This window comes from Nocardia harenae NBRC 108248, assembly GCF_001612885.1.
Lineage (GTDB): Bacteria > Actinomycetota > Actinomycetes > Mycobacteriales > Mycobacteriaceae > Nocardia > Nocardia harenae.
In genome coordinates, this window is record NZ_BDBH01000001.1 from 364554 (window position 1) to 385139 (window position 20586).

Below are 20586 nucleotides of genomic sequence, written 5' to 3' on the forward strand. Positions count from 1 at the left end.
TTCTAATTCCGCGCCCAGCCGACCGGGTCGTCCCACGCCTGCAAACGCCGAACCGTCCGAAATGACCGCTCGACTCCGCTGACCGGATCGGTGAAGGCCAGCCGCGCGGCGAGCAACTGCAGCGGCCGCGTGAAGTCATCGATCGCCTTCTCGGTGACCTCGGGGTAGAAGTCGTCCCCGAGCAGCGGCACCCCGAGGCCGTGCATATGCAACCGCAACTGGTGGGTCCGCCCGGTGTGCGGCCGCAGCAGGTAGCGGCCGAGCCCGTCCCGGTGCTCGAACAGCGAAACCTCGGTCAGCGAATTCGGCTCTCCCGCCACTTCGAATGCGGCGAGCACATTCTTCTCCTTGACGATCCGGCTGCGCACCGTGCGCGGCAGCACCAGCTCCGGGTCGTACCGAGCAACCGCCTCGTACTCCTTGCGCACCTCGCGCCGGTGAAAGAGCGTCTGATACGCCCCCCGCCGCGCGGGATTCACCACGAACAGCACCAGCCCGGCGGTGGCCCGGTCCAACCGGTGCGCGGGGATCAAATCCGGGAGGTCGAGATCCCGGCGCAACCGCACCAGCGCCGTCTCCAGAATGTGCCGCCCACGCGGAATCGTCGCCAGGAAATGCGGCTTGTCCACCACCAGAATGTCGTCGTCCCGATGCACCACGGAGATATCGAACGGTACCCGCGTCTCAGCGGGCAGATCCCGGTGGAACCAGACGGCCCCACCGGGCACATACGGCGCATCCGGCGCGAGCGGACCGTCCATATCGACGATCGCCCCCGCCGCCAGCATCTCGTCGATCCGCGCCACGGGCACCCGGGGCAAGCGCTCCACGAGGTGATCGCGCAGCGAACCCCACGACCCCTCCTCGGGCAACCGCAACCGAGCCGGGTCGAGCCCGTGCCGCTTGGGCAGCGGCGGCCGCTGACGCCGTCTCACCGGCCCGACCCTATCGGCTCAGAATCCGCGCACCCGATCCGGCACGACGCGAATCGGCGCCGAGTAGGCCGCGGTGAACTTCGCGCCGGTGATGTTCAGGCCGGCGAGTCCCTCGCGGTACTTGGCGAGCAGCGCCCCGGTCTCGGCATCGCCGGGCGCCACCCCCTCGACGTGCGCTGTCCCGGTGAGCACCACGACATCGCCACCGGTCGCGGTGCTGTTGAGATGCAGGGCGACCCGCGGGTTGTGCCGGATATTGCGGATCTTGGCTTGCTCCGGCTTGCTGAAGATCAGGAACGTGCCTTCGGTCCAGAGGAACCAGACGGGGTTCGGCTGCGGCGTCCCGCTGGGCCCCACGGTGGTGAGCCAGACGATCTGCTCGGAGTCGAGGCGCTCGGCGACGCGCGCGCCGAACTCGGTGTCGGTATCGACGACGGAGGAGGTCATCTCCGTCACAACAGCGCAGCGCAGCGCGGGATTCCGACTATTCGGACAACTTCGATCCAATCGACCGCGACCGGAAAACTTAGCCTAACCTATCCCCGAGGCGGGGGAGCTCCCGCTGCGTGACCACGGGCGAGAGGCGAGGCGAATGACGGTGCAGACCGCGCCGACGGCGGATCCGGGGAACCGGCCACCGAAGGCGGTGCTGAAGGAACGCAAGCAGCGGGAGGCGCGGGCTCGCCGCGAGATCCTCGCGCCGGTGCACACCACGCTGACCCTCGCGAGCCTGGTGGTGGCGATCGCCGCGCTGGGCACGGTGGTGCCGTTCATCCTCATCGTCGAGGCCTGCCGGGAGCTGCTCGCGGCGCAGACCGACACCGACCGGGTCTGGCGGCTGGTCTGGATCGCCGTCGCGGTGCTCGTCGCCCGCGGCCTGCTGCAGGCCGCCGCGCTCACCTGGTCGCACCTGGTCGATGCCAATTTCCAGCTCACCGTGCGGCGCGCGCTCGCCGCCAAATTGAGCCGGGTGCCGCTCGGCTGGTTCTCCGATCGCAGCTCCGGCGAGGTCAAGAAGTACCTGCAGGACGATGTCGAGGCGCTGCACTACCTGATCGCGCACGCCCGGCTGGAGTTCGTCGGCGCGGTGGTCGCGCCGCTGGTGGCGCTCGGCTACCTGTTCACCGTCGACTGGCGGCTCACCCTGGTGCTGCTGATTCCGCTGGTCATCTACTTCATCGGGCTCAGCCGCATGATGGACCAGTCCGGCCGCGACCGGCTCGCCGTCTACACCCGCACCTCCCGCGCGGTGCAGGAGGCGACGATCGAGTTCGTCGACGGCATCCAGGTGGTGCGCACCTTCGGGCAGGCGGGCCGCGCGCACAGCGCCTACCGGGACGCGATCGAGCAGCAGGTGGCGGCGCTGGACCGGCTCAAAACGCCGCAGATCCGCCCGCAGTCGGTGACCGATGTGGTGATCGCGCCCGTCTTCGTCATGGTGGTGATCGTGGTGGCCGGGCTGGCCGGGGTCGGGCTGGAGTGGCTGGCCCCGCTCGATGTGCTGCCGTTCCTGCTGGTCGGGCTGGGGCTGGGTAGCTCGCTCATGGGGCTCGGATACGGCGGGCAGGCGCTGCGCGAGGGCGGCGCGGCGGCCGTGCGGCTGCACGAGTTGCAGCAGACGCCGGAGCTCGCGGCCGGCTCCGGGGACGAGGTTCCCGACGTGATCGATCGCGGGCTGGTGCGCTTCGAGGACGTCACCTTCGGCTACCGGGAGGGCCACCCGGTGCTGCGCGGGGTCGAGCTGGAGCTGGTGCCCGGCACCATCACCGCACTGGTCGGGCCGAGCGGATCGGGCAAGTCCACCCTGGCCAAGCTGCTCCCCCGGTTCTACGACGTCACCGGCGGCCGGATCACCATCGGCGGCAAGGACATCCGCGACTACGGCACCGAGGAGCTGTACCGCACCGTCGGTTTCGTGCTGCAGGACGTCCGGCTGATCCGCGGCAGCATCCGCGACAACCTCACGCTGGCCAAGCCGGACGCCGATCGAGCGGCACTGGAGTCAGCCGCCCGCGCCGCCCGCATCCACGACCGCATCACCGCCCTCCCGCGTGGCTACGACTCCGAAATCGGCGTCGACGCCACCCTCTCCGGCGGCGAGGCCCAGCGCCTCTCCATCGCCAGGGCACTGCTCGCCGATACCCCGGTCCTGGTCCTGGACGAGGCCACCGCCTTCGCCGACCCGGAGTCCGAGGCGGCGGTGCAGGACGCGCTCGCGGTGCTGGTCGCCGGCCGCACCGTGCTGGTGATCGCGCACCGGCTGCACACCCTCACCGGCGTCGACCGGATCCTGGTGCTGGAGAACGGCACCCTGGTCGAGCAGGGCACGCACGACACGCTGCGCACCGCGGGCGGCACCTACCAACGACTCTGGGAGATCAACGAGGCCGCGCTCGGCGCGGTCGCGCTGGCGGAAAGCGAGGAGGCCCGATGATCGCCAAGGTGCTCGCGCTGGTGCCGGAGCGGTTCCGGGGCAGGCTGCCCATCCTGCTCGCGGTGATCGTCGCGCAGGCGATCGCGCAGGGCATCGGCTACCTGCTGCTGGTCCCCGTGCTCGAAGCACTCTTCGAGAACCGGCTGGACCGGGCCTGGGCCTGGACCGTCGCCATGGTGGTCGCGGTCGCGGTGATGGCCGTCTTCAGCTACCTGCAGACCACCCTCGCGCTCCGCATCGCGCTCGGCATGCAGCGCGACCTGCAACTGCGCGTCGGCGACCACCTCAACGCGCTGCCGCTCGGCTGGTTCGAGACGCACGGCGCCGGCCCGATCGCGCGGCTCGCCACCGAGAACGTGCTCGAGGTGCAGCGCGCACTCGCCTACCTGGTCGCCAAGGTGCTGACCGCGGTGATCGTGCCGGTCACCGTCGCCATCGGCATGCTCTTCGTGGACTGGCGGATCTCGCTCACCATGCTGGTGGCCGCGCCGGTGCTCTACGGGGTGAACGTGCTGGCCAACCGGGCGTACTCCTCCTCGGAGAAGCGGGTGCACGCGGCAGCGGCCGAGGCCGATTCGCGGGTGGTCGAGTTCGCGCAGGCGCAGCCGGTGCTGCGGGCGTTCGGCGCGATCGGCAGCGGGAACAGGGCGCTGGACGGCGCGCTGCACCGGCAGCGTTCGGAGACCACGCGGACCGTATTCACCTCGGTGCCCGGCCTCATCGTGTTCGAGCTCTTCGTCCAGGCGGTGTTCCTGGTCCTCGTCTACGTGGTGATCACCCAGGTCACCGGCGGTTCCGTGTCCGCGGCCGTCGCCATCGCGCTGATCGCGGTGAGCGCGCGGTTCGTCGAGCCGCTCACCCAGGCCGCGCAGATCGGCAATGGCCTGCGCACCGCCCGCAACTCCCTCGACCGGGTCACCGAGCTGCTCGCCGAGCCGGTTCTGCCGGAGGCCACCGCCGCCGTCACCCCCGGTGCGCCCGAGGTGCGCTTCGAGGACGTCACCTTCGGCTATGACGATGGCTCACCGGTGCTCTCCGGGGTCTCCTTCACCGTGCCGGCGGGCAGCACCACCGCCATTGTCGGCCCGAGCGGCTCCGGCAAGACCACCCTGCTCCGGCTCGCCGCCCGCTACCACGACGTGAACGCCGGGCGGGTACTCGTCGGCGGCCACGACGTACGGGAACAGCCGTCGCAGGTGCTCTTCGACCAGCTCGCGCTCGTCTTCCAGACCGTCTACCTCTTCGACCGCTCGGTCACCGAGAACATTCGCATCGGCAGGCCGGACGCCACCGACGAGGAGGTGCGCCGGGTGGGCGCGGCCGCACGCGTGGACGAGATCGCCAACCGGCTGCCGGACGGATGGGACACCCGGGTCGGCGAAGGCGGCGCCTCGCTCTCCGGCGGTGAGCGACAGCGGGTTTCGATCGCGCGGGCACTCTTGAAGGAGGCACCGATCGTGCTGCTGGACGAGGCGACCAGTGCGCTGGATCCGCACAGCGAGGCGGTCGTGGTGCGGGGGGTGCACGAGTTGACGCAGGGGAAGACGGTGATCGTGGTCGCGCATCGGCTGGCGACCATCGCGCACGCGGATCAGATTCTGTTCGTCGAGGGTGGGGCGATTGTCGAGCGAGGCACGCACAGTGAGCTTTTGGAGCTGGGTGGGCGGTATGCGGCATTCTGGCACGAGCGGTCGCGGGCGAGTGGGTGGAGGTTGGAGCGGGCGGGGGTTTGAGGGTGGCGGCCAGGCAGATCGCGGTCTGCGGCCCTGCCGACGGCACCGAGCTCGACGCCGCCAACCGGCACGGCGAAGTTCCAGTGGTCCCCTCGGCCGATGGCAAATCCTCGACGGGGACGGCTCGTGCGCTCCTTCTTCCGGCCCAATTCCCGACCGCCACGCCAGACCGCGCACGTTCCGTCCGCTCGCGTCCCGGCGAGCACCGGCTTACCGTGGTCGAACCGCAGGCGCCCGAAACGCCGAGGCGGCGCGCGTGCGGCTGGCGACGGGATCGAGTCGACGGAGACGCCTACCGCACACGCGGGCCTCATCCCCACGCGCGTCGGGAAGGATGTCAGCGACGCTTCGGTCGAGCACCCCCGCCGCGGCCTGTCCGCGAGCGGTTCCGGGACACGCCCCGGCGCGGAACGAGCAGCGGTGCGAATGCCGCATCCAACTCGCCCAGCCCAACCTGATCGGGATGGCCGGAGTCGCGCAGCGCGGCGGCGATCTCACGCGCCTGCCCCGCCGGCAGCTCGGCCAACGAGCCCGCGGCCGCTTCCGGACCATGCCCCTCCAGCACCTGGATGAACTGCTCGGCCATCCCGCGCACCCCCTCCTCGTCCGAGAGTTCGGCATGCGTGATCTCGTCGGCGGCGAGCAGCAATTGCACGGCGAGCGGGCCGAGCCATCGATCACCGCGTAGTCCGTTCAGGAACGCGGACCGGTCGGGCACAGAATCGGCCAGCACCTCGAGCATCGCGGCGGCCCGGCCGCGGAACGGGCAGTCGCGCACGCCGTCCAGGAGCAGTTCGGTTCCGGCGGACGAGCCGCCGTGCGCGGCCAGCCAGCCCGCGATCTCCACTTCCGCGGTCTCCGCGCTGTAGTGCTCGGCGAGCATTCCGAGCAGTTGTGCGGGTTCGGCATCGGCCAGCTCGCCGACGAGCGGCGCGTACCGGCCGTCGCGGCGCAGGCCGGCCATGACCGCCCGGGTCGCCAGCGGCGTCAGCGCCACCAGCTCCACCGAGTCGACTCCGGGTGCCACCGCCGCACGAAGGCGCGCCAGGCTCTCCGGCGGTAGCGATGGCGCGTCATCGGCTTGCTCCAGGTCAGCGTGGAACATCGGATCCGGCCGGCCGCGGGTGAACGAGACGGCGCCGAGCTCGGCCAGCTCATCGAGCAGCCGCCGCACATCCGTGATGACTCCCACCCGCAGTTGCTCGCTCGTGCGCGGATCGTCCAGCACGAAGATCTCGGTGCACGCCGCCCACGCGCCCTCGGTCAGGTGCACCACGGGCATCGCGGTGGGCAGCCCGTACAGCGTGTTCAGCAGGTCGGGCAGTAGCTCATCGAGGATTTCGTCGAGCATCCGGGTGTGCGCGAAAGCCCATCCGTGCGTGACAGAGAGCAGGTCGAGCTCCGGCCACACGTCGAACGCCGCCGTCCACAACGCCGAAGCGTCGCGAAGCAGCGGCGCCGCCTTCGCCACCCGAACCAGCTTGCCCTTGACCACCCTGAGCACGCGAATTTTCTTCGCCAACTCGAGCAGCCGGGTGAGGCGGGGCAGATCCGCACTGCTCCTGGTGCGGAACACCTGATCGCCCACCACAGGGTCGACGTCGTCGCCGGTGTCCAGTAACCGCACCAGGGTTCGGGCGTCGGCGAGCCGCAGATTTCCGGTCGCGGTGAGCGCCCGGCCGTCACCGACCCACTCGGCCAGTGCGCGCAGCTGAACGACGATCGGCGAGCGCTCGGCGGCGAGCGCGAGTGCCGCCTCGTCCGGGAGCAGCACCGGCAGCTGGGCGACGGCTCGCTGCTGCCCACCGCCGCCATCGATCGCGTGCCGGGTGGAGATATGGGTGAGAAGCTCGGGGTCGTACTCGACCCGACCGGCTTGCACCTGCTCGATGAAGTCGTTCATGGCGCCTGCGTCACCGGCGTCGACACCATTCGATATCGCCGTCATCGCCCAGTACTTCGCCAATCCGAAGTTGCGCGGATCCGCCATCGCCGAGGCGAACTCGGGCAGCGATTCGGTGATGGCCGCGTCGATGTCGGATCGCGGGTCGCCGCCCGGATCCGCCAGTCCGGTCTCGTGCAGGTAGTCGATCAGCACCCGCAGCGAATCGGGCAATACCGCCGCGTCCCGTGCGTCGATCGACAGGGCACGCGGGGCGTGGGTGAGCAGAAACTCCCGCACCAGCGCCGCGGTCCAGAATCCGAGCCGACCATCGACGCTCGCGTGCCGGAAGTTCAGGGCAGCGGAGACGCGAAGGGGTCGATCGTCCGGCCGCGGCCGGCAGCCCACGTCGATAAGCGTCGGATAAGCAGGTTCTCGGCCGCCTCGAACTCCGCAATGTCCTCGAGTTCGTACCAGGTTCGCATCGCCGCCATGATCGCACGGCCGGCACCGCACGGTGCCGATCGGGGCGCGCCGTATTGACCCGCGGGCAACCGGAGATTAGCCTCATCGCGATCACACATACGTTCGAACCATCGGATCGGCGGCTGCTTCCCCCGAGCCCTGGTCCGGGAAGGCTCGCGATGCGCGACGACAATCCGACCGGGCACGCCGAGATCGCCGCCCTCGCCCACCGGGTGGCGACGGCACGCGGCAAGCTGCCGCTGCAGCACGACAATGCCCTGCTCGAGGTGCTGTCCGACGGTGAAGTCGCGGCGGAGCGGGAGCTGGCGGAGTGGATCAGGGCGCAGCGGCGCGGCCAGCGGCGGCGAGCCATGCAGGACGAGCTCGACGCCGAGAAGCGGGACCGCCGCGCCGAGGCCGCGCTGCGCCGCACCGAGGATTCGGATGCGCGCTGGCATCGCAAGGCGCTCGCCGCGCGCAGACGGGTCGCCTCGCAGGATGCCAGGATCGCGCAGCTGTACCGCAGGGCGGAGTGGTCGTCCAGGGCACTGATCGGCGTTGTCGTGCTCGGCATGGTGTGGGCGGGGGTGAACGTGCAGCGCAATCTGGTGCCGAGCGGGGACATGTCCGATCCGCTGTACTGGTTGAGCTACGGCATCGAGGCGATGATCTCCATACCGATCATTGTCATCATGATCGCCGCGACCACCGCCGCCCGCTGGGGGCGCGAGCTGCCGCGCGGGCGGGTGATCCTGGTCGAGCTCGCGCTGCTCGGCACCACGATCGGGCTGAACGCCGGACCGCACCTTGCCTCCGGTGAGCTCGGCAAGGCCGCTGAGTTCGCGATCGCGCCGATCATGGTCGGTGTCGTGATCTGGTTGCACTCCTGGGTCGCCGCGCGGTACGCGCAGCTCATCGACGATGCCTCGGTGGATCTGCCGATCGATTCGATGGTCGCGGCGCCCGTTGCCCGCACCAGGGCCTTCACCGAGCGGTATGCGGCGCCGCGGGCGGAGGTGGATGTCGCCGAGCTGGTGGCTCGGGCGCACGACGAGTTCGAGCGAATGGGGATCGAATCCACGCGCTCCGTGCGCGATTCCGCTGCGCCCACGGCGACTCCGCAGCACGACCGGCAGGAAACTGCCCCGACCGAGATGGCAGCACCGCCGCGAATCGACGCCGAGGACTACGCATCCGCCTCCCCAGCAGCGCGGACGACCACGGCCGCCGAACCGGAGGTAGGCGACGCCGAGCAGCCGCCCGCCGCGCACACCGACGCCGAGCCCGCGGATGCCGCGGACCGGCCCGTCGCTCCCCGGCCGGCCGCGAAGAACAGTCCCACCGGCGCGCCCGCCAGTGCGGAGACGCCTGGCGAGCTCCCACAACCCGATCAAGTGCAGCCGCAGAATTCCGCCGAGGGCGACCGGCCGTCGGCGCCCCCGCGCTCCCCCGCGCCGGAGGCGCGATCCGAGGTCGATACCGCACCGCAGCCGTCTGCCGCGCGCCCGAATCGGAACGGGTCGGCGCATTCCGTAGCCGAAGACCTACAGCACGATCTGCGTGTCGACAATGCCCTCTTTGCCGAGGCAGCCGATTCCCAGCTCGTTCATTCGAATGAGACCGGGCAGGTCGCCGCCGGAGACGAGCCGTCCGCGGCCGACGACGGCCGCGAGCAGGAAGCCGCTCCCCGGGAGCAGCCGATCACCCACCCGACCGCGCCCCGAACCGATGTCGATCAGCACCCGCAGACGACCCCTCGCGCCCATCTCCGCGCCGTCACCGCCACCGAGCCGCCGAAGCAGGAAACGCTGCCCTTCGCCGACGCCCCCGCCGAAGCAGCAGCGGAACCCGAACCCACCCGGGCCCCGACCGCGCCGGAGCCGAGGGAGCTGACCTCCGCCCGAACCACCAACGAACCCGAACCAGCCCTCCCCGACCACGACCCCGTCATCGAATCCGACGAGGCAGGCGCCTGGGCAGCCGCGAAGACCATCGTCGCCCGCGGCTGGTCCAAGGTCCCCGTCGAACAGCTCGCCGAGATCCTGGAGATGGCCGACCGCTCCCGCTCCGCCGCCAGCATCGGCGCCGAGATGGGCCTCCCCCGCTCGGTCGTCGACCAGGCCATGCAGGCGGCGCACAAGCTGAGCCGCTCCTACGCCATGACCAGCTGACACAGGTCGCGGCTTACCGCCAGAGGACGCGCGCCCGACGGGCGCTGCCGAAACCGAGCCCGTGCCGGTAGATTTCGGCTACCCAGTAGCGTCCTTCCTTGTCGCGCGCGAAGACGCCGGATTCCACCAGGAAGCTGGCTTCCTCGAAAGAGAGTCCGATCTCCTCTCGGCTCAGCGGTACAGTGACGCCCTGGTTCTGCCGCTGCATTTTGCTCAGCAGGTCGCCGACCTCCTGGTTCTCCTGGCCGATCGCCTCGATTTTCAGCGTGCTGCACTCGAGCAGCGCTTTTCGCATGGCACTCGGCACGAGCAGCCGATCTTCCCAGCCCTGATACGAAACCGATTCCTTGGCAGCCTCGGACAGGAAGACTACGACATCCCTGGCTTGGACTTGATCGTTGAAGTCGCCCAGAGCGGCAGGTACCCACAGATGCGACCGGGCCTCCTTGGACTTCTCGGTGCCCATTTTCCAACCCCAGACCGGGATCAGAGCACTGACCAACTCGTCGTAGGACAAGTCGCCGATCTCGGAAACAATGTCGGTGCCACGTAGGGCGTCGGCGTGCTGCGTCACCCACAGCGCGAGACGAAGTGCCTCTTCTTTGTCCCACCGCAGCGCATACGACTCATAACGGGAGAGCAACTGTCCGCTGTTCTGCCGAACCGCTCTGCTCACCAGATCCTGCCGGACGAAAACCACAAGTCCCAAAGGCCGGCCTCGAAGCGCTCGCAACCAGCCCACCACGTCGACGAGCAGCACCCGGAGCGCCGTTTGATTGACTTCCGACCCCATCGACTGCAGGAGGTCTTCCAGCCCGTCGATGACGAAAACGACGTTTGCACGGTTCGCCAATTCGGTCAGCAGCTGCTCCGGATCACCACCTTTGGGACGCACACCGGCCGCCATTGCGAGACTTTCCAGCCACACCGTTCGCCAGGCCAGTTCATCGGTACCGAGGGTATTCAGTGCCCGTCGCAGGTGATCCTTGATGTCTCTTGTCGTCGCCGAGCTTTCATGACCGAGCCGCGCAGCGAATTCGTCGCGCAGGTCCTGGGTCGCGATCGCGCCTGGGATGAGGTTGTCGGATTCGAGAACCGGAACGATCGACGCGTCCAAGTGCACATCGCCGATACCAGACTCGGCTGCGAAGTTGCGCCACGTCCTGGCCGCGCACGCTTTCGCGTAGAGGAAGGTCTTACCGGCGCCTTTCGCCCCGACCACGAGCACAACCGGCGGCTCGGTTCGGTGATCGCTCAGCAATCGGCTGAGTGGATCGGTAACAAGGAAGCCACTGGCGGAGGCCATCGCGCGCTTCTCCGCATAGATCAAAGACTGAGCGGTTTCCTGCAAGCGCCGACGAAGCACACTGGGATCGACATCGTTGCCGGTTGCTGTTGGAGGCGCCGATCGAGGTGACGGCAACGTCGAGGACAGGAAATCGAGAGCGCTCGAGATCCGGCACGATTCCAGGACCTTGATGACACCGTCCCACGTGGACGGCAGCGCCAGCAGTTCTTCCCGAAACGGACTCAGGACGGGATGGGACAGCACGCCACGATCGACTGATTCTTCGGAATCGCCCTCCGAAGGCGTGTCGATTGTTCCGGCGAGGAGTTCCGCCAGATCATTGCAGACGGTATCGACCAGCGCGCTGTGCACATCGGGTCGGTACTGCGTGACGATCACAGTGCTCGGCGGATCCTCGCCGAGCACAGTCGGTGATCGGTGTAGGAGCTGCTCGATCAGCGTCTTGGTCCCGACCAGCGACTGATCGCTCAGAGAGGTGACGAAGATGCGTTGCACGCGCGGATCGAGCAGAACAGGCGCAGACAATTCGGACGCACCGGCCCTGAGGTCCACTATCGCGATGTCGGCACCGATCCCGGCCGCCAGCGCCGCAATCGACTCGGTGAGGAAGTAGGGCGACCGCGGAGCTGTCAGCAGATCAGCCGGCTCTATTCGGGGTGGGCCGAGAGTACGTCGCCTACCAGTGGGGAGAACCGATATCCGGCCCGAATCCGGATAGCGCCCGACCTGTTGATTGGGAAGATATGCAGCGCCGATCTCCACCACGGACGAGCTGTCGCCGTTTTCCGTGGCATGCAACAGGGTCAGTAAGTCTTCGTAGCAGAAGTCGAATTGCCCGCCCTGACTGCGGTACATCCAGGTGATGCCAGGAGCTTCCAGGTCGGCATCGACGAGCAAGACATGGTGGCCTCGACGAGCCAGCGTGTCGGCTGTCGCGGCCGCATGAACGGTTCGGCCCACTCCCCCCTTGAACGAATGAAATGCGATCAACTGCACCTCACCCGAGAAGCCGGCAGTCGGCCGATCGAGCGGCTTCGACAACTGTGCGGTGATGGCCTTCTCGCGGAGCGCAGGCACCCGCCGCGCGGGTGGTGCGTCCAACTCGTCGATGCGCGCTGCGACCGGAAGGCCGACGAAGTCCGCCGACCGTGGATCATCCAGGCGCAAGTGAACGGCGCCCTCCCGCACCTCGGCCGATCTCGGCCCGAACGAAGTATTCAGCCAGTCGAGGATTTCCTGATCGGCAACCACACGCGATGTAGTCAGTTCCAGACCATCCCACCAGCAGTCCGCCGCTGTCAGCCAGTCCGGCCAGCGCCCGGCCGAGGCCAGCACCACCAGGTGCTCGTCTACATCAACCCAGGTGAACAGCCGCTTCGGAGGAGTCGGCGCGGCTCCGGAGACCGCCGATGCCATGCCCATGTCGCTACCGCTCATCCTTCTCGCACCATCCGATCAGCTCCTGCAGTACGGCTCGTGCAGCTGATTCATCATCGGCATGAACCTTGACACCATAGCGCCATGCTTGGTGCAGATCTTGGAGGTGGATATTGCTACCGGCGTCAGAACCTCGACGTCGGCAACTCTGCACGCTCTCGACGCCGACCGAGCGCGGCAATCGCAGTTCCTTCGCCAGTTTGCGGAGATCATGCGTCGGCGCGAGCGCCGAAGTGTCCCGGTGTCCGGAACGAGCCAACACCCGAGCCTTGAGGCCACACTCGGCCGCGTAGAACAACAGCATATTGACTGTGGCGCCGTCCAGCTCGGCCGAATCAGCGGCGCCGGCCAGTTCCACACGCCGTTGCCGTAGCGCTTTACCCCCCACCGCCAGTACCATCCCTCCATTCTTTCAGAAATCGGAGATGTTGTCCGACAACGGATTTCATTGCGGACGATGAATCGAGACGCAGATGAACGAAAGGGCCGCTTCCCGAAGGAAGCGGCCCTTTCTGCAACCGTGCGAAGCGACCTACTTGGCTCGCTCCAGCACCTCGACCAGACGCCACCGCTTGGTAGCGGACAGCGGACGGGTCTCCATCAGCTGCACGCGATCGCCGACACCGGCGGTCTCGTTCTCGTCATGCGCCTTCACCTTGGAGGTGGTGCGAATGATCTTGCCGTACAGCGGGTGCCGCGCGCGATCCTCGAGCTCGACCACGATCGTCTTGTTCATCTTGTCCGAGACGACGTACCCCGTCCGGACCTTGCGCGAGTTGCGCTCTTCCTTCGTCACTTCGTCGCTCATGCCGCATCTCCCTTGCCAGCGGGTCCGGTGGCCAGACCGAGCTCGCGCTCACGCATGACCGTGTAGATGCGCGCGATCTCGTGACGGACGACGCGCAGGCGGCGGTTGTTGTCCAGCTGACCCGTCGCCATCTGGAAGCGCAGGTTGAACAGCTCTTCCTTCGACTCACGCAGGCGGGCGACGAGCTCGTCCTCGGTGAGCTCGCGGAGCTCTGCGGCCGGTGTTCCGGTAGCCATCAGAACTGCTCCTCCCTGGTCACGATCCTGCACTTCATGGGGAGCTTGTGCATCGCGCGGCGCAGGGCCTCGCGTGCGATCTCCTCGTTGGGGAAACTCATTTCGAACATCACGCGGCCGGGCTTGACGTTCGCGACCCACCACTCGGGCGAGCCCTTGCCGGAGCCCATGCGGGTCTCGGCGGGCTTCTTGGTGAGCGGGCGATCCGGGTAGATGTTGATCCAGATCTTGCCGCCACGCTTGATGTGGCGGGTCATCGCGATACGCGCCGACTCGATCTGCCGGTTGGTGACGTAGGCCGGCTCGAGCGCCTGGATGCCGAAGTCACCGAAGGTCACGGCGTTGCCGCCCTTCGACATTCCGCTGCGGCCCGGGTGGTGCTGCTTGCGGAACTTGACCTTGCGAGGCATCAGCATGCGTCAGCCCTCCTGAGTTTCCGCCGGAGCGTCGGCGACCGCCGTAGCGGTCGCGGCACGTCCGGCCTCGGTGCTGGTCGCGGTGGTGCCTGCGGACCCGGACCGGCGCGGGCGGCTGGGCCGCTCGCGACGCGGACGCTCCGGCGCGGCAGCGGCGGCCGAGAGCTCGCGCTTGCCACCGACGATGTCGCCCTTGTAGATCCACACCTTCACACCGATGCGACCGAAGGTGGTCTTGGCCTCGTAGAGGCCGTAATCGATGTCGGCGCGCAGCGTGTGCAGCGGCACCCGCCCCTCGCGGTAGAACTCCGAGCGCGACATCTCGGCGCCACCGAGGCGGCCCGAGCACTGCACGCGGATGCCCTTGACGTTCGGCGAACGCATGGCCGACTGGATGGCCTTGCGCATCGCGCGCCGGAACGCCACGCGGTTGGAGAGCTGCTCGGCCACGCCCTGGGCGACGAGCTGGGCATCCGATTCGGGGTTCTTGACCTCGAGGATGTTCAGCTGCACCTGCTTCTTGGTGAGCTTCTCCAGCGCGGCGCGGATGCGGTCGGCCTCGGCGCCGCGGCGGCCGATCACGATGCCCGGACGCGCGGTGTGGATGTCCACCCGGACGCGGTCACGGGTGCGCTCGATCTCGACCTTCGAGATGCCCGCGCGCTCCATGCCGGTCGCCAGCAGCTTGCGGATCGCGACGTCTTCCTTGACGTAATCCGAGTACTGCTTGTCGGCGTACCAGCGGGACTTCCAGTCGGTGGTGATACCGAGACGGAAGCCATGGGGGTTGATTTTCTGTCCCATTTACTTGGCCCCTCCCTTCCGGCGGCTACGAGTGGCGCCGGTGGTGGGCACGCTCTCGACCTCGATGGTGATGTGGCTCGTGCGCTTGCGGATCCGGAACGCGCGGCCCTGGGCCCGCGGCTGGAAACGCTTCAGCGTGGCACCCTCGTCGACGTAGGCCGTGGAGATGACCAGCGTCGCGGGGTTGAGGCCGAGGTTGTTCTCGGCGTTCGCCGCGGCGCTCGCCACGACCTTGGCCACCGGCTCGCTCGCGGCCTGCGGCGCGAACTTCAGGATCGCCAGTGCGTCCTCGACCCGCTTGCCGCGGACCAGGTCCACGACGCGGCGCGCCTTCATCGGGGTCACCCGCACGAACTTCGCGGTCGCCCGAGCGATCGTCGGGGTCTGCGTCTCAGTGCTCATCGCCGCTTGCTCTTCCGGTCGTCCTTGACGTGGCTCCTGAACGTCCTGGTCGGCGCGAACTCACCCAGTTTGTGCCCGACCATGTTCTCGGACACGAACACCGGCACGTGCTTGCGGCCGTCGTGGACGGCGAAGGTGTGGCCGATGAAATCGGGGGTGATGGTGGAGCGACGCGACCAGGTCTTGATGACCTGCTTCGTGCCCTTGTCGTTCTGCACGTCCACCTTGTTCTGGAGGTGGTCGTCGACGAACGGGCCCTTCTTGAGGCTGCGTGGCATTTCTTACCTCCTCCTTAGCGCTTCTTGCCGGTGCGACGGCGACGGACGATGAGCTTGTCGCTCGGGCGGTTCGGCTTGCGGGTGCGGCCTTCCGGCTGACCCCACGGCGAGACCGGGTGGCGGCCACCGGAGGTCTTGCCCTCACCACCGCCGTGCGGGTGGTCGACCGGGTTCATGACGACACCGCGCACCGTGGGCCTGCGGCCCTTCCAGCGCATGCGGCCCGCCTTGCCCCAGTTGATGTTCGACTGCTCGGCATTGCCGACCTCGCCGATGGTGGCGCGGCAGCGCACGTCGACGCGGCGGATCTCGCCCGACGGCATACGCAGGACGGCGTAGGCGCCTTCCTTACCAAGCAGCTGGATGCTCATACCGGCCGCGCGGGCCAGCTTGGCGCCGCCGCCCGGACGGAGCTCGACCGCGTGGATCGTGGTACCGGTCGGGATGCTGCGCAGCGGCAGGTTGTTGCCCGGCTTGATGTCGGCGGTCGGGCCGGACTCGATCGGGCTGCCCTGCGCGATGCCCTTGGGGGCGATGATGTAGCGCTTCTCGCCGTCCCGGTAGTGCAGGAGGGCGATATTGGCGGTCCGGTTCGGGTCGTACTCGATGTGCGCGACCTTGGCGGGGATGCCGTCCTTGTCGAGGCGACGGAAATCGATCACGCGGTAGGCGCGCTTGTGGCCGCCGCCGCGGTGCCGGGTGGTGATCCGGCCGTGCGCGTTGCGGCCACCGCTCTTGGACAGCGGGCGCAGCAGCGACTTCTCCGGGGTCGAGCGGGTGATCTCGGCGAAATCCGAGACCGAGGAGCCGCGGCGACCCGGGGTGGTCGGCTTGTACTTGCGAATAGCCATGAGTTCTTCTCTGCTTTCTGGATTCCCGCCCGCTTACGCGACCGGGCCTCCGAAGATCTCGATGGGCTTGCTGTCGGCCGAGATGGTCACGAGCGCACGCTTGGTGTCCTTGCGCTTGCCGTAACCGAAGCGGGTCCGCTTGCGCTTGCCCTGACGGTTGGCGGTGTTGACGCTCGTCACCTTGACGCCGAAGACCTTCTCGACCGCGATCTTGATCTGCGTCTTGTTGGAGTCCGGGTGCACGATGAAGGTGTAGGTGCCCTCTTCGATCAGGCCGTAGGACTTCTCCGAGATGACCGGCGCCAGCAGGATGTCGCGGGGGTCGGCGATGGTGGTCACTTGCTCTCCTCCTTCGCGACAGAGCCGGGCTGAGTATTCTGGGCCGACTCCGTCGGACCGTGCACGAAGGCGTTGAGTGCCTCGACCGAGAACACCACGTCGTCGCTGTTCAGCACGTCGTAGGTGTTCAGCTGGTCGGGGGCGATCGGCAGCACGTTCTGCAGGTTCGCCACGCTCTTCCACGCGGCGACGTCCTCGCGACCGACGACGACCAGGAACTTCTTCCGCTCCGAGAGCTCGGCGAGGAAGGTCTTCGCGGTCTTGGTGGACGGGGCCTGCCCGGACACCAGCTCGGTGATCACGTGGATGCGCTCGTTGCGCGCCCGGTCGGAGAGGGCGCTGCGCAGGGCGGCGGCCTTCATCTTCTTCGGGGTGCGCTGGCTGTAGTCGCGCGGCTGCGGGCCGTGCACCACGCCGCCGCCGGCGAACTGCGGCGCGCGGGTCGAGCCCTGACGGGCGCGGCCGGTGCCCTTCTGCCGGTACGGCTTCTTGCCACCGCCGCGGACCTCGCCGCGGGTCTTGGTGGCGTGCGTGCCCTGGCGGGCCGCCGCGAGCTGGGCGTTCACCACCTGGTGCATCAGCGCGATGTTGGCGGGGACGTCGAAGATCTCGGCGGGGAGATCCACGGTCCCGTTGGTCTTGCCGCCGAGCTCCTTCACGTCCAGCGTGAGGTTCGCGGCGGGCTTCTTCTCAGTGTCCACGCTCATGCGTGCGCACCACCCTTCACGGCACTCTTGACGATCACGACGCCGCCCTTGCGACCCGGGATCGCGCCCTTGATCAGCAGCAGGCCGTTCTCCGCGTCCACCTTGTGCACCGAGAGGTTCTGGGTGGTCACGCGGTCGTTGCCCATCCGGCCCGACATCCGCATGCCCTTGAAGACGCGGCCCGGGGTGGCGCAGCCACCGATCGAGCCGGGGCGCCGGTGCACCGCCTGGGCGCCGTGCGAGGCGCCCTGACCGGCGAAGCCGTGCCGCTTCATGGTGCCGGCGAAGCCCTTGCCCTTGCTGGTGCCGGTGACGTCGACGAAGCTGCCCTCTTCGAAGACCTCGGCGCTGATCTCCTGGCCCACCTCGAAGGTGGAGGCATCGGCGACGCGGATCTCCACGACGTGGCGGCGCGGGGTGACCCCGGCCTTCGCGAACTGGCCGGAGGTCGGCTTGTTCACCTTGCGCGGGTCGATGGCGCCGAAGGCGACCTGGACGGCGCTGTAGCCGTCGCGCTCGACCGTGCGGATCTGGGTCACGACGTTCGGGCCCGCCTTGACGACGGTCACCGGGACGACGCGGTTCCGCTCGTCGAAGACCTGCGTCATGCCGAGCTTGGTGCCGAGGATGCCCGCGGCGGGCCGGTTCTTGTTGTCAGTCATGTCTGCGGTCCCCGTCACTGGATATTGACGTCGACGCTGGCCGGCAGGTCGATGCGCATGAGCGCGTCGACCGTCTTCGGCGTCGGGTCGAGGATGTCGATCAGACGCTTGTGCGTACGCATCTCGAAGTGCTCGCGCGAGTCCTTGTACTTGTGCGGCGAACGAATGACGCAGTACACGTTCTTCTCGGTCGGCAACGGCACCGGGCCGACCACGCGGGCCCCGGTGCGGGTCACCGTCTCGACGATCTTGCGCGCGGACGCGTCGATCGCCTCGTGGTCATAGGCCTTCAGCCTGATGCGGATCTTTTGTCCCGCCACGCTAAGTGTCCTTTTCTCCGCTTTCCTTCGTGGCCACAGAAGCTGGGCTTCCGCTCCACCTCGATTTGCACAGCCCGAACACACGAAGACGCCTCAGAGAGACCACGACCGGACACTTCCCGGTCACTCGCCGCTGTTCATCTGTCATGGTTCTCCGGTCCACGCGGTCGGGCGTGTCGCCATTCCGCTCATTCTTCGGCCCCGGATCGAAAGCTCATCGCGGCCTCGGAACGACGTCCCGGACGCACCCACACCGGTCTCCCGATGGGATGCACGAGGTTCTGCTCGCCTCACCCGGGGCGCCACGAGGGCACGGATCGGTGCAAGGCAACCCGAACAGTATGCACGAGGGGTGGGAGCGACTTCAAATCGCCCCGTCGCGCCTGAACTTACTATTGAGTAAGATACCGCGCATGACCAACCTGACCGCCACCTACCGCGGGTGGAAGAAGCTCCCGGACAATCGCATCGGGCACGCGCTGTTCTCGCTGGGGATGGTGGCGCGGGTGCCGTACTTCGGCACCGTGCTGCCGACGGTGGTGCGGCTGGAGCCGGGGGTGTGCGAGGTGACCTCGCCCAAGTGGTTCGGGATCAGGAACCACATCGGCACCTTCCACGCCATCGCGGCCTGCAACCTGGCCGAGGTGGCGATGGGGATGCTGAGCGAGGCGACGGTGCCGACCACGCACCGCTGGATTCCCAAGGCGATGACGGTCGAGTACCTGGCCAAGGCGGAGACCGGGCTGCGGGCCGTCGCCGAGCTGGCCTCGATGCCGGATTTCGCGGCGATCACCGAGGGCGCGGAGGTCGTGGTGCCGGTCTCGATCTACGACGCGAACGGGGTCGAGGTGGTGCACGCCGACATCACGACGTGGGTGACGCCGCGGTAGCCCGCGACGGCGGCGCCCGCGTACGGGGCGACCAGGCGGCAGATCCATGGGACACGATGACCGAGCCCATATTGGCCGGGTCGTGCCGCGCCGGGTTGAATGCGAGGTATGGACAGCGGGGTCGACATCTGCGTGGTCGGGCTCGGGCCGACCGGCCGGGCGCTCGCGCACCGCGCGGTGGCGGCGGGGTTCCGGGTGGTGGCGGTCGACCCGCGGCCGGAGCGGCTGTGGCCGCCGACCTACTCCTGCTGGATCGACGAGCTGCCGGAGTGGCTGCCGCCGGGCGTGATCGCGTCCCGGATCGCGGCGCCGACGGTGTGGGCCGCGGCCGAGCACCGGATCCAGCGGCCGTACTGCGTGCTCTCCAAGCCGGGGCTGCGGGACGCGCTGCCGCTGGACGGAGCGACGGTGCTGGCGGGGCGGGCGGTTTCCGTGTCCGCACACGAGGTGACGCTGGGCGACGGCACGGTGGTTCGGGCGGGCACGGTGTTCGACAGCCGCGGGCTGCCCGCGCTCGGGAGGCGCAGGGCGGCCAGCGCGCACGGCATCTTCGTGGACGCCGAGACGGCGGCGCCCATGGTGGCCGAGGGCGAGGGGCTGCTACTGGACTGGCGACCGGAGAACGGGGCGGGGCCGGACGAACCGCCGTCCTTCCTCTACGCCGTCCCGCTCGGCGACGGCACGGTGATCTTCGAGGAGACCAGTCTCGGGCTGCGCGGCGGGATGCCGCAGCACGAGCTGCGTCGCCGGACCCTGAATCGGCTGGCCGCGCACGGGATTCGGCTCACCGGGGAGGAGCCGAGCGAGGCGGCGCACTACCCGCTGGACCAGCCGCCGCCGAAACGCGGCGCGGCGCAGGCGGTTCCCTTCGGATCGCGGGGCGGGATGATGCACCCCTGTACCGGGTACAGCGTGGCCGATTCGCTCGCGCTCGTGGACACCGCCATCGAGGCGGTGCGGCGCGGGGCCGACCCGGTCGCCGCGCTCTGGCCGTGGCGGGCCCGGCTCGTCTACTGGATGCGCGAGCGCGGGCTCTGGGGGCTTGGCCGGTTGACCACCGACCAGTCGATCGCCATGTTCGAGTCGTTCTTCACGCAGGGCGAGCGGGGGCAGCAGGCTTTGCTCTCCGCCCACGACGACTACATGGCCCTCGGCGCCGTCCTCTTCGACACCGTCGCGCACACCTGGCCGTTCCGCTGGCGTTACGACCTGGTGGGGTGGACCAATCGGAACCGCTGGCTCGATTACGAGTTCGATAGTCCCGCGCGAGCCCGGGAGGACTGAACGTCTATCTCGCAGCAGGGCCGAAGCCCGTCGCTCCGATGACGATCGAGGTCGACGCCCCCGGCTTCGCGGCCGCGTAGACAGCTTCTTCGAGGTGGGTCGACATCAGCATCAACCAGCTCTGCCATGCGGTGCCCGAGCCACCGGGTTTTCCCGCGTAACCCGCGAGGCGGGCGTAATAGTCGAGCAGTTCCTGATCCGTCACGGTGAAAACCAGCGACAC

Annotated in this window: 22 protein-coding genes; 5 read left to right on the plus strand and 17 right to left on the minus strand. The window is 68.5% G+C overall.

What is annotated here, in order from left to right; translation table 11 throughout:
- Positions 1 to 2: 2 nt before the first annotated feature.
- Positions 3 to 935: an RluA family pseudouridine synthase gene (locus NH2_RS01520; protein ID WP_067646917.1), complete on the minus strand. Its 933-nt coding sequence runs from the start codon at positions 933 to 935 to the stop codon at positions 3 to 5.
- A gap of 18 nt (positions 936 to 953) precedes the next feature.
- Positions 954 to 1382, minus strand: coding sequence for a TIGR03667 family PPOX class F420-dependent oxidoreductase (locus NH2_RS01525; protein WP_067647638.1), 429 nt, complete (start codon positions 1380 to 1382; stop codon positions 954 to 956).
- A gap of 145 nt (positions 1383 to 1527) precedes the next feature.
- Between NH2_RS01525 and NH2_RS01530 the strand changes: the two genes are divergently transcribed.
- The gene (locus tag NH2_RS01530; protein WP_067646920.1) at positions 1528 to 3369 is read left to right on the plus strand and encodes an ABC transporter ATP-binding protein; all 1842 of its coding nucleotides are present in this window, start codon (positions 1528 to 1530) and stop codon (positions 3367 to 3369) included.
- Positions 3366 to 5102 (plus strand): ABC transporter ATP-binding protein, encoded by a 1737-nt coding sequence (locus tag NH2_RS01535; RefSeq protein ID WP_067646923.1) that lies wholly within the window; start codon positions 3366 to 3368, stop codon positions 5100 to 5102. Before NH2_RS01530 ends, NH2_RS01535 begins: the two co-directional genes overlap by 4 nt.
- Positions 5103 to 5439: 337 nt before the next feature.
- Here the strand turns inward: NH2_RS01535 and NH2_RS01540 are convergent, their stop codons facing one another.
- Positions 5440 to 7392, minus strand: a complete 1953-nt coding sequence (locus NH2_RS01540) for a hypothetical protein (RefSeq protein WP_157103555.1) — start codon at positions 7390 to 7392, stop codon at positions 5440 to 5442.
- 236 nt (positions 7393 to 7628) lie between these two features.
- On the opposite strand from NH2_RS01540, the gene NH2_RS01545 reads away from it, so the two are divergent.
- Positions 7629 to 9620 (plus strand): hypothetical protein, encoded by a 1992-nt coding sequence (locus tag NH2_RS01545; RefSeq protein ID WP_067646929.1) that lies wholly within the window; start codon positions 7629 to 7631, stop codon positions 9618 to 9620.
- Positions 9621 to 9633: 13 nt separating this feature from the next.
- On the opposite strand, the gene NH2_RS01550 is transcribed toward NH2_RS01545, so the two are convergent.
- From NH2_RS01550 to rpsJ, 13 genes are all read right to left on the minus strand, one after another.
- Positions 9634 to 12366: a KGGVGR-motif variant AAA ATPase gene (locus NH2_RS01550; RefSeq protein WP_218021648.1), complete on the minus strand. Its 2733-nt coding sequence runs from the start codon at positions 12364 to 12366 to the stop codon at positions 9634 to 9636.
- On the minus strand, positions 12356 to 12766 hold the full coding sequence (locus tag NH2_RS28515) for a hypothetical protein (RefSeq protein WP_157103556.1): 411 nt from the start codon (positions 12764 to 12766) through the stop codon (positions 12356 to 12358). The genes NH2_RS01550 and NH2_RS28515 overlap by 11 nt, the downstream gene beginning before the upstream one ends.
- 132 nt (positions 12767 to 12898) lie before the next feature.
- Positions 12899 to 13174, minus strand: coding sequence for a 30S ribosomal protein S17 (rpsQ, locus tag NH2_RS01560; RefSeq protein ID WP_067646935.1), 276 nt, complete (start codon positions 13172 to 13174; stop codon positions 12899 to 12901).
- Positions 13171 to 13410, minus strand: coding sequence for a 50S ribosomal protein L29 (gene rpmC / locus NH2_RS01565; protein WP_014349060.1), 240 nt, complete (start codon positions 13408 to 13410; stop codon positions 13171 to 13173). Before rpmC ends, rpsQ begins: the two co-directional genes overlap by 4 nt.
- Positions 13410 to 13826, minus strand: a complete 417-nt coding sequence (rplP, locus tag NH2_RS01570; RefSeq protein WP_067646938.1) for a 50S ribosomal protein L16 — start codon at positions 13824 to 13826, stop codon at positions 13410 to 13412. Before rplP ends, rpmC begins: the two co-directional genes overlap by 1 nt.
- 3 nt (positions 13827 to 13829) lie before the next feature.
- Positions 13830 to 14630 (minus strand): 30S ribosomal protein S3, encoded by an 801-nt coding sequence (gene rpsC, locus NH2_RS01575; RefSeq protein ID WP_067646941.1) that lies wholly within the window; start codon positions 14628 to 14630, stop codon positions 13830 to 13832.
- The gene (rplV, locus tag NH2_RS01580; protein WP_067646944.1) at positions 14631 to 15032 is read right to left on the minus strand and encodes a 50S ribosomal protein L22; all 402 of its coding nucleotides are present in this window, start codon (positions 15030 to 15032) and stop codon (positions 14631 to 14633) included. It abuts the gene before it with no gap.
- Positions 15029 to 15310 (minus strand): 30S ribosomal protein S19, encoded by a 282-nt coding sequence (gene rpsS, locus NH2_RS01585; RefSeq protein WP_067646950.1) that lies wholly within the window; start codon positions 15308 to 15310, stop codon positions 15029 to 15031. Before rpsS ends, rplV begins: the two co-directional genes overlap by 4 nt.
- Before the next feature lie 14 nt (positions 15311 to 15324).
- Positions 15325 to 16161 carry a 50S ribosomal protein L2 gene (rplB, locus tag NH2_RS01590; protein WP_067646953.1) on the minus strand — a complete coding sequence of 279 codons (837 nt, stop codon included), beginning with the start codon at positions 16159 to 16161 and terminating at the stop codon, positions 15325 to 15327.
- 33 nt (positions 16162 to 16194) lie between these two features.
- Positions 16195 to 16500: a 50S ribosomal protein L23 gene (gene rplW / locus NH2_RS01595; RefSeq protein ID WP_040686547.1), complete on the minus strand. Its 306-nt coding sequence runs from the start codon at positions 16498 to 16500 to the stop codon at positions 16195 to 16197.
- Positions 16497 to 17207, minus strand: coding sequence for a 50S ribosomal protein L4 (gene rplD, locus NH2_RS01600; protein WP_067646956.1), 711 nt, complete (start codon positions 17205 to 17207; stop codon positions 16497 to 16499). The genes rplW and rplD overlap by 4 nt, the downstream gene beginning before the upstream one ends.
- Positions 17204 to 17869, minus strand: coding sequence for a 50S ribosomal protein L3 (rplC, locus tag NH2_RS01605; protein ID WP_067646959.1), 666 nt, complete (start codon positions 17867 to 17869; stop codon positions 17204 to 17206). Before rplC ends, rplD begins: the two co-directional genes overlap by 4 nt.
- A gap of 14 nt (positions 17870 to 17883) precedes the next feature.
- Complete coding sequence (rpsJ, locus tag NH2_RS01610; RefSeq protein WP_003938093.1) at positions 17884 to 18189, minus strand: 30S ribosomal protein S10; 306 nt, start codon at positions 18187 to 18189, stop codon at positions 17884 to 17886.
- A 413-nt stretch (positions 18190 to 18602) separates the two neighbouring features.
- Here rpsJ and NH2_RS01615 point away from each other — a divergent pair, with 413 nt between their 5' ends.
- Together NH2_RS01615 and NH2_RS01620 are read left to right on the plus strand one after the other, a co-directional pair.
- The gene (locus NH2_RS01615; RefSeq protein ID WP_067646961.1) at positions 18603 to 19079 is read left to right on the plus strand and encodes a hotdog fold domain-containing protein; all 477 of its coding nucleotides are present in this window, start codon (positions 18603 to 18605) and stop codon (positions 19077 to 19079) included.
- Between the two features lie 108 nt (positions 19080 to 19187).
- On the plus strand, positions 19188 to 20363 hold the full coding sequence (locus NH2_RS01620; protein WP_084505128.1) for a lycopene cyclase family protein: 1176 nt from the start codon (positions 19188 to 19190) through the stop codon (positions 20361 to 20363).
- A 4-nt stretch (positions 20364 to 20367) separates the two neighbouring features.
- Here the strand turns inward: NH2_RS01620 and NH2_RS01625 are convergent, their stop codons facing one another.
- The gene (locus NH2_RS01625; RefSeq protein ID WP_067646966.1) at positions 20368 to 20586 is read right to left on the minus strand and encodes a hypothetical protein; all 219 of its coding nucleotides are present in this window, start codon (positions 20584 to 20586) and stop codon (positions 20368 to 20370) included.